Origin of the sequence: Bacillus sp. GMs2/2, from assembly GCF_050172095.1 — a bacterium.
Taxonomy (GTDB): Bacteria; Bacillota; Bacilli; order Bacillales; family Bacillaceae_G; genus Bacillus_A; species Bacillus_A cereus.
The window spans coordinates 1-9,503 of sequence record NZ_JBNLYE010000159.1; the positions used below are offsets into that span (position 1 = coordinate 1).

Here is a 9,503-nt window from a genome sequence, read left to right on the forward strand (position 1 = left end):
TATTTTCGTTTTGAACTTTAAACATTTGTTCAATGTAAAAATACAGAAAAATTAATTATTGTAAAATGGTATTTAATATTACGGCAAATATAAATATTAAAGTTTTAATTCTAATAAAAAGGGAGAGGGATTTTAAATGTTAAAGAAAAGTTTAGTTACGGTAATTGGGGCAGCTAGTATTCTAGGTATTGGTGTTGAGGGAGCTAGTGCTAGCACAATTCAACCCCCTTCACAACAAGTTGTCCAATCTCAGGAGTTAGTAGCACTTCCTACTACTTCAGACTTTAATAAAGTAGAAACAAAAAATGAATCAAATTTACCTTCGACAAGAGCAACTTTCAATATTTCAACTAGTTTAGGTATCAATTCTTATGCAAAATCTAGTAACACTTTTTATATCAATAAAGGAGAAGTAGTTACTATAAACAGTTGCACATGGAATCCATCAGGACAAAATATTCAAATAGGCTTCATTAATGCTAAAACTGGTACTCAATATTGGACAAGTAATTACTCTGGTGGAAGTATTTCTTCAGGTTCTAGAGTTTCTTTAGGTGGCCCTTCTGGTGAATATTATGTAGCTGTTGGAACTCCTTCTACTAATAATGCTAGAGTAAACGTAACAAGCCAATTTAAGTTTTAAATATAATTCATTAAAGTTATAAAATAAAGAATAAATTTTAAAAACATCTTACCCCTAATAATAAACAAATAAAGGACCATCATTTTGAAAAAGATTGAACAAAATGATGGTTTTTTGTATTTAATTATCAGTCTTATGTTTTAAATTATATTAAGAAGAACACTACTCCAAAGAGTAGTGTTCTTCAATAAAGGTTTATTCATCTTCCCAGGTAATTTCACCAATTTTAATTTTACTAAGGATTTCTTGCCATTCCTCGGGGGGGAATTTATTCCCATCAGATTTTTTTACTGACATTAGTTCGTATGAAGAGTTTAATTCAAGAGTTTTGGGTTTATTAAGATTTTCTTTAGCCTCTTTCATCGTAGAAGCGCTTACGATCGATATGTTTTTTGCGGTCCAAGATGATGATGCAATCCCGACAGCTCCAATTGTAACAATGCCTATAGTTGTAATAACTCCAATATATTTTTTAGCCTTTTTAACATTTAGTAACATAGTTAATCTCCTCTCTAGATTTTTACGAGATCCAGATAAAGAAACGCTAAATGTTGAGCGGATTACAGAAGTATTTTCTAGCATGTTTAAAATAGTTTCACCATAGCGTTTTCGCTCAGCACGAGTCATTTTCATTACAACCTTTTCATCGCAAGCTAATTCACTCCATATATGGATGCGTTTACGCAGAACATAAACCAAAGGATTAAACCAGTGAAGAGAAATTACTATTAACGTATACATTTTAATCCATAAATCTTTACTTTTAAAGTGAATCAACTCATGACGTATAACCATATTTAGATCAATGTGATCTCCTTGCTCAATTGGAAGAAGTACAGTTGGTTTCCATAAACCAACTAGAGCTGGAGTTGATATATTATAGTTATACGCAAGAGCAACTTTCTTTTTTATCCCTAATGATTCTTTACAGGAGCAAAATAACTTATAAACATCATTGTTCTCATTCACAGGTAAACTGCTTTTTTTTATTTCATTAACAAATTTTCTATAGCAATACATGTACCAAGTTATAGAAATAAAGCTTCCGATAGCCCAAATTATTAAAATCCACATGATAGTTTCTGAAGATAAAATTTGACCAGAAATTATCTTTTCGAAATATTTAGGCTTTGTCGAATTGTAGTTGGAAATTATAGTAGGTGAAAAATAAGAAAGCATGTGAATGATATAAACAAAGGGTAAGGTGTAGAATAATAATCCTAACTTCCCAATTAGATATTGCCAATTTGCAGGGAGGAAAATTCGGGAAATGGGTTCTATTAATAGCATGCAAACAACTACGGTACTTCCTGCAACTGTTAGTACTATAAGTAGTTCTAACCATTCATTCATGTTATTTCACCTACTTCTTTGAGAACCATTGTTTAAGCTCTTTGATTTCTTCATTTGACATTTTTTCATTATCATAAAGCGCGGATAGAAAATTCTTTATGGATCCTTGATACATCGCATTGAGTACACCTCGTGCCTCTAACTGTTTGTATTCTTTAGGAGAAATCTGAGGTATATAAGTGTTAGATCTCCCTTCTTTATGAACATATAAAAATCCTTTGTCTGCTAATCTTGCTAAAAAGGTGGCAATTGTTTGTCCCTTCCATTCTTTCCCTTTACTCTCGGCAAAAATTTTCAATAATTCGCTGGATTTGACGGGACCATTACATTTCCAAATTGTTTGCATCACTTCCAGCTCTGTTTCAGATAGTTTATGAAATTTTTTCACGGTGTACACCCCTTTAATTGTCATTGTGCGTCCACATTGACACCTACTACAAACTTGTAGTGGTTTAAATCTACTACAAGCTTGTAGTAGATGTCAATGATTACATTATATTTCCTTAGTTTTTAAGTGCGAGTTAATGACTTATTGAAATTCAAATTATACCTCTTTTTTAAAGGTATTTTATCATGAAAGTTAAAAGTTTTTCTAAAAGAAAATTAATGTTAGAAAATAATTTTTATTAATGTATAAATGAAATATAATATAGGGATTCAACTGAGATACATGTGAAAATAGGTCATAACATGTATTATATTTCCATTATCCGCATCATCACTTAACTTTTGAAAATCTTCCTCCGATACCTCATATACTTGGTACGATGTATTTTCATCACCATACGTTCTCTTTGCATTAACCCCTAATCTTTTTAAATCTTCAGTTATGTTCCCTTGCACTAAGATCTCTTCCATTTTCTATTCAAATAACGCTTTTTTAATGAAAATCAATTAACTAGGGGTACAGCTAAGGTACGTGTAAAAATAGGTCATAGGCTTACTTTTATTTCCAATCTGATTTTATTATGTATAAAATTAATTCTTATTTGTCACGTGAGAATTTGCTTACATGACAAATAAGAACCAGATTTAAATAATCATATACCAGCTCTAACTAGACATAGCATGCTTTATTCTGTAGACGGTTTGCCTTGTTATACCGTTTTCTTTTGCAATATGAGAAATGGCTTCGCCATTGTTTAACATTTCAACCACCCGATTATATACCAACCTCTTTTGTGGATCTTTTGCTTTTGGAGAATAGAGGAGCGGTCTTCCTTTATAAACACCTTTTTGTTTAGCAATCGAAATTCCCTGTGCTTGCCTTCTTTTCGTTTCTGTTCGTTCTTGTTCCGCAATCATAGCTAAAATTTGAACGATTAAATCTTTAATAAATTTGTCTAATAAAGAATTTCCAATTGCTTCTGCCATGATAGGTAAGCTAGTGATAATTAATTTTACTTCCCTTTTCTTTAAGTAATTAACAGTCTGGATAATTTCATCATAATTACGCCCAAGTCTATCAATTGCTTCTACCATAAAGGTATCTCCACTTCGAACAAATTGTAGCGCCTCCTGAAACACTTCTCTATTATGAACAGATGCTCCAGATTTTTGTTCCGTAAATATTTTTTCCGCTCCAAATTCTTTTAAAGTTTCTATCTGTCTATTTAAGTTTTGATCTAATGTGGAAACTCTAGCGTAAGCAATTTTCATTTTTCAAAATTCACCTCATTTTCCAACCTATTATCATACACCCTAATCATACGTTCAAAACTGAATGTTTTCAACAACTCATAAATGTATGATTAGAGTCTACCCATAATAGACAATTTTAAATGTTTTATCGTAAGATGAAAGAATCGACGATTCCATTGCGATAATTTTAATCAGGAGGAATACCAGTGACTTCAATTGAACGTACCGCATATCCCAGGTTCAAACAAAATATATCTAAGAAAGAACTTGCAACAATTTATACGGTTACACATGAAGAAAATATATTTGCACATCGTATAGCTCGTGGAGAAAGTTCCGTTTTTATTTGTTTAGTTATGTTGAAATCTTTTCAGCGGTTAGGATATTTTCCACGGCCTAAAGAGATCCCGCCGATTGTGTTGCAACATATTCAATCTGGTCTCCATATCTCTGATGAAGTAGAGATTAAATTCAATTCAAAAGTGATGTATCGACATCAAAAAGAAATCCGTCAGTATTTACAAGTCTCTACATTTGGCAGAGATGCTTTGCACGTAGCAACAAAAGCTATTTATAAAGCTGCCCATGTCATGGATCATCCACCAGATTTAATTAATGTTGCCATTGAAGAATTAATTAAAGGACATTATGAGTTACCAGCATTCAGCACTTTGGATAGACTTGTTCGTCGTGTCCGCACGTTAGTTAACAATCAGTTGTGCCATACTGTTATGAATCGATTATCAAACCAAGAAAAACATTAACTGGATGAGCTACTACGCACTTCACAAGAAACCAAGCATTCCAGTTTTAATTATTTTAAAGAACTACCTAAAAGCCCCTCAATCTCTCACATGAAAGAGCTACAAAACAAATTAGATTTTATTACATCATTTATGTCAAACATCGAGGAATTGTTAAAAGAAGTTCCAAATTCTAAAATCAAAAATTTCGCATTAGAAGCATTATCTTTAGATGCATCGGAAATGAAAGATTTTACTATGGCCAAAAGATATACACTCCTATTATCAGTTATTTATCGTTCACAAATTATAACAAGAGATCATTTAATAGATATGTTTTTAAAAAGGATTGCTAGGATACATAAAAAGGGAAAAGAAGAATTAGCTCTTTTGCGAGAAAAGCAGCGCTCGATAAGTGAAAATCTTATTTCTATATTGAGTGAAGTTTTACATACGACTCATATGCATGATGATACGAATATAATAGGAAGTGAAATAACAGAATTATTCGAAAGAAGGGGTGGTATAGATTCTTTACAACAAGATTGTTTAGCCCTTTCTTCGTATAACGGGAATAACTATCTTCCTCTACTAGAAAAGTTTTATAACAGTCATAGAAAGACCTTATTTCGATTGATTTCATTATTAAAATTAGATTCAACAACTCAGGATGATTCTCTCATAAAAGCGTTACAATTTTTATTGTTAAATGAAAATCGAAGGGTAGAACTCCTTCCTACTAGTATTGATTTATCATTTGCTAACGAGCAATGGAAACAAACTCTTCGAGTTGGAAAAGGTTCTAATTTATTGTATCGTAAACGGCTTGAAATCTGTATATTTTCCTATTTAGCTTCAGAATTAAAGACAGGTGATGTGAGTGTACAAGGTTCTGAAAAATACGCTGATTATAGGAAACAGTTATTATCTTGGGAAGAATGTGAACCGTTAGTTAAAGAATATTGTAAAGAACTTAACTTCCCTTCCTCTCCTACTCAATTTGTTAAACAACTGAAACAGAACTTAACTTCTGTTGTGAATACGGTAGATTTAAATTATCCGAATAATGGTCAGGTTATGATAACAGAAGATGGGGAACCCATTTTAAAACGCTTTGTACGAAAAACTGTGTCTATAAGTAGCAAATTGTTGGAAAAAGAAATTATACAACGCTTACCTGAAAGAACGGTATTAGATATCCTTTGTAATGTAGAACATTGGACTCATTGGACAAAACATTTTGGTCCTTTATCTGGTTCAGATTCTAAACTAGAAGATCCAACGGAGCGTTACATTGTGACTACCTTTGGATATGGATGTAATTTAGGTCCTACACAAACAGCTAAACATATGCGTAATACGATTACACCTCATATGCTTTCTTTTGTGAATCGCAGACATATTCATATTCCAAGATTAAATGCAGCACTTCAGGACGTTTTAAATCAATATCATACATTTAGTTTACCAAAACTATGGGGAACGGGGAAAATAGCTGCAGCTGATGGAACAAAACATGATATGTACACAGAAAATTTAATATCAGAATATCATATTCGTTATGGTGGGTATGGAGCTTTGGCCTATCATCATGTTGCGGATAATTATATTGCTCTTTTTAGTCATTTTATTCCTTGCGGTGTTTGGGAAGCAATCTATATTATTGATGGATTATTAAAAAATAAATCTGATATTCAACCAGATACCCTTCATGCGGATACACAAGGACAGTCCACCCCTGTATTTGCCTTATCTTATCTATTAGGAATTCAACTGATGCCTAGAATTCCTAATTGGAAAGATTTAAAATTTTTCCGTCCAGATAAACATACGCAGTATAAACATATAGACCCCTTATTTAAAGATGTAATTGATTGGAGGCTGATTGAAACCCATTGGAAAGACCTGTTTCAAGTAGTTGTTTCTATTAAAATGGGGAAAATACTACCTTCGACACTTCTTAGAAAATTAAGCAGTAATAGCAAGAAAAATCGATTATATCAAGCATTTCAAGAGCTTGGAAGGGTAATTCGGACAATATTCCTTCTTCAATATATTTCGGATATGAAACTACGTGAACAAATTACAGCTAGTACAAATAAAGTCGAAGCCTATAATGGATTTTCGAAATGGCTGTTCTTTGGTGGCGATGGTATTATTACGGAAAATGATCCAATCGAACAAGAAAAACGTATAAAATACAATGAGTTAATCACCAATTCTGTAATTTTTCAAAATGTAGTAGATATCACAACAATTTTATGGCAACTAAAAAATGAAGGTTATCGCTTTTCACGTCAAGATTTAGAAAGGCTAAGTCCCTATATAACTAGACATATAAAACGATTTGGTGATTATGTAATTGACTTACAAAAGATCCCTCATCCAATAGAAGAAGAAATACCTCTATAAAAGAAGTAGGTCATAGTTGGAAATAAAAGTAAGGCTATGACCTATTTTTACACGTATCTCGGCTGTACCCCATTTACTTTCTTTTCATCAATATTGTTTAGATAAAAAGCATAACCTATCGACCAGGTATCAGTAAGGTCTGAATCAAGAAAATGAGAAGTTTCTCCATTCTCTCCTTTTTTCATTTCAAATACATGGGTTCCTTTCTCTGTGTTTTTTTTACGAACACGATATTCTCCCGTCACAGAAGTTACACTGTCACCATGAAAAGGAACCGGATGTAAAGGAAGATAAGCTGCAAAACCAGCATCTATTACATAGTTTTCATCTTTGTACTGTAAAACGATGAATACATGACCATCATCAGGGTTCCACTTTCTTGTTTTTGGATCATATAGAGTTCCAGCTACTCGATACACATTAAATCCACAATCACACAAAAAATAATATAATAATGAATTAATCTCATAGCATAATCCGCCACGATTTTTTAAAAGGAGTTTTTCTTCAATATTATCTCTAGAAAAATCTTGCATGTTTTCTTCCATAATATCTATATTTTCATACGGTAATAAGTACCCCATTTGTAAAAGAATTGCATGTAAATCTTCAAATTCTACATTATCTTTTGTAGGAATTTTTAATTTTGAGAAAAACTTTTTTTGCAATTCAGTTAACATTTTATATCCCCCTTCCATTCATAGAATTTACATAATTTCAACGATATACAAAGAATATATGATTCATGCAATATGTAGATATAATAACAGATTTTAGGTGGCTGTGTACATCCAAAGGCTTCAAAGAGAGTATAAGTGAATGTGTTTTTAAAATTTCTAAAACTATATTGGGGCACCGTATCATTTCAGGAAAATTGTACGTTTAGACACATTTTTCACAAAAAATAACCGATTCCTTATACAATTAAGGAATCGGTTATTTATTTTATATCAGATGCTATTACCTATTGGGCTAATTTTTCAATTGTAGGCATAACAGCGATTGGTGGTAATGATGCAGTCCAACCAACTGCATATACGTTTAATTTTTCACCTAATGTGTAATTTTCCCCACCTGAAACAGGAACTCGTAAAATTTTATTCTGAGAGACTAGATCCCACCAATCATTTTGGTAAGCGAGCGCTTCGTCTTTTGTAGAAGTGGCAGCAACCACTAAGTAATTCTTATCTACTGAAATGACATATCCCGTAAAAGGCTCTTGCTCTTGGTTTTGAATAGAGTGAACAGGGGTATTATTTGCAGACATCTTAGTAGAATCTGCAAAGGCTGGTGTTAATCCGAAAGTAAATCCAAATCCTAATGTTAAAGCTGTTACGGTTGTTATTAATTTTTGTTTTTTGTTAAACATAATATATATCCCTCTTATATTTTACTCCTACACTATCCACATTCCATTTGTATACATATAAAACCTTTTAATATTAAGATATTTAACAAAGTTGTCGCAAAGATTCCATTAATGGTAATATTACCTATTAACAGGAGTTGTTTTATGTTATAATTCACTAGGTGAACTATTAGTGTTCCTTTCATCACTTGATGAATTTATGCCCTTCCTTAATTGTAAATATGTTTGATTTTATTGGTGGAGAGGGAGATATCCCTCTCCTTTTTTTGTTTTTTTATGAATAAATATATATATCCCTCTGTTATATATAATAGAGGGATTATTTTTCCACTTCTTTGGCTGTTTTCCTTCAATCGGCTCTGGTGCAAAAATAAAAGAGAATAAAGCGCATATATTCCTAACGGAATCGTATGTTATGCTGCAAGTCCAAACAATTAATGAATGAATTCTTTCTGATTTTGGACAGACTGGTCCCGTAAATCAATCTGTTCTTTTTTGATCATATGCATAGCTTCTACTACCCAAAGAAAGGATGTAGCTTTGTCAAAAGACTTGAACTCTAACATAGGAAGGACTCTCCTTTTAATGAACCGATGATCCTGTTCCACAATGTTGTTAAGATATTTCATTTCTCTTATTTGGATGCCTTTTGGCATCTTTTTTTCTTCTTTTAACTCCTCAACTGCTACTGGATGAGATGGATTCTTATCTACAGTAATGACACGAGGATCGGATACATGCGAAAAAGCGCTTGGCTGATTTGGGATTTCTATTTTTACTTAATTAAAAATCAATGGTATTCCCTTTTGAATCGACCGCACCATACAAATACATCCATTTCTCTTTTACTTTTATGTATGTTTTATCTACTCTCCATGAGTCATTGCTCGGCTTGAGATGATGCCGAATTCTCTTATCTAACTCAGGACCATATTGATGGACCCAACGCATAATCGTGGTATGAGCTATTGATAGGCCTCGTTCTTCCATCATTTCCACCAAATTACGAAAACTTAAGTTGTACCGTAAGTACCATCTCACTGTAAGAAGGATGATTTTAGGCTGATAATGTTTCAGATTAAACAAATTTTGGTTTCTCATACTGATAATGCCACTTTTTAGAGTAGTAATATCAGTATGTCTAAGTTTAAGAGATTTTTTGCACCATGACCGCAAAAAAAAATAATATCAAAGGGAATTGCATGATATTCCTGTTTTTTACGAGTTTAACATTTTATATGTTTTGTAAAACTAATTTATTAAATAAAAAAATCCCTTCACCATTTGTAAAGGGGTCAGTATACATTGAAAGGGTACTTCCATTTTAATATGTAAAAGAAAA

Annotated in this window: 6 protein-coding genes and 3 pseudogenes; 2 read left to right on the forward strand and 7 right to left on the reverse strand. The window is 32.3% G+C overall.

Annotated elements, in window-relative coordinates; all coding sequences use genetic code 11:
• Window positions 1–136: 136 nt before the first annotated feature.
• Window positions 137–643 (forward strand): hypothetical protein, encoded by a 507-nt coding sequence (locus ACQGS6_RS17965; protein WP_098915626.1) that lies wholly within the window; start codon window positions 137–139, stop codon window positions 641–643.
• A 195-nt stretch (window positions 644–838) separates the two neighbouring features.
• Here the strand turns inward: ACQGS6_RS17965 and ACQGS6_RS17970 are convergent, their stop codons facing one another.
• The 4 genes from ACQGS6_RS17970 to ACQGS6_RS17985 all read right to left on the reverse strand — a co-directional run bounded on the left by ACQGS6_RS17970 (window position 839) and on the right by ACQGS6_RS17985 (window position 3,655).
• Window positions 839–1,996, reverse strand: coding sequence for a M56 family metallopeptidase (locus ACQGS6_RS17970; RefSeq protein WP_426965376.1), 1,158 nt, complete (start codon window positions 1,994–1,996; stop codon window positions 839–841).
• A 10-nt stretch (window positions 1,997–2,006) separates the two neighbouring features.
• Window positions 2,007–2,384: a BlaI/MecI/CopY family transcriptional regulator gene (locus tag ACQGS6_RS17975; RefSeq protein ID WP_196473246.1), complete on the reverse strand. Its 378-nt coding sequence runs from the start codon at window positions 2,382–2,384 to the stop codon at window positions 2,007–2,009.
• A gap of 269 nt (window positions 2,385–2,653) precedes the next feature.
• Entirely contained in the window at window positions 2,654–2,854 is a 201-nt protein-coding gene (locus ACQGS6_RS17980) for a hypothetical protein (protein ID WP_426965379.1), read from the reverse strand.
• Window positions 2,855–3,049: 195 nt separating this feature from the next.
• A complete protein-coding gene (locus tag ACQGS6_RS17985; RefSeq protein ID WP_426965377.1) occupies window positions 3,050–3,655 on the reverse strand; it encodes a recombinase family protein in 606 nt (201 codons plus the stop codon).
• A 188-nt stretch (window positions 3,656–3,843) separates the two neighbouring features.
• Here ACQGS6_RS17985 and ACQGS6_RS17990 point away from each other — a divergent pair.
• Window positions 3,844–6,792: pseudogene (locus tag ACQGS6_RS17990) on the forward strand (Tn3 family transposase).
• 62 nt (window positions 6,793–6,854) lie between these two features.
• On the opposite strand, the pseudogene ACQGS6_RS17995 reads toward ACQGS6_RS17990, so the two are convergent.
• The 3 genes and pseudogenes from ACQGS6_RS17995 to ACQGS6_RS18005 form a co-directional block, all read right to left on the reverse strand.
• Window positions 6,855–7,472 (reverse strand): annotated as a pseudogene (locus ACQGS6_RS17995) (arylamine N-acetyltransferase family protein); the annotation flags it as partial.
• Between the two features lie 284 nt (window positions 7,473–7,756).
• A complete protein-coding gene (locus ACQGS6_RS18000) occupies window positions 7,757–8,161 on the reverse strand; it encodes a DUF3221 domain-containing protein (protein WP_426965378.1) in 405 nt (134 codons plus the stop codon).
• Between the two features lie 434 nt (window positions 8,162–8,595).
• Window positions 8,596–9,262: pseudogene (locus ACQGS6_RS18005) on the reverse strand (IS6 family transposase).
• Window positions 9,263–9,503 lie beyond the last annotated feature (241 nt).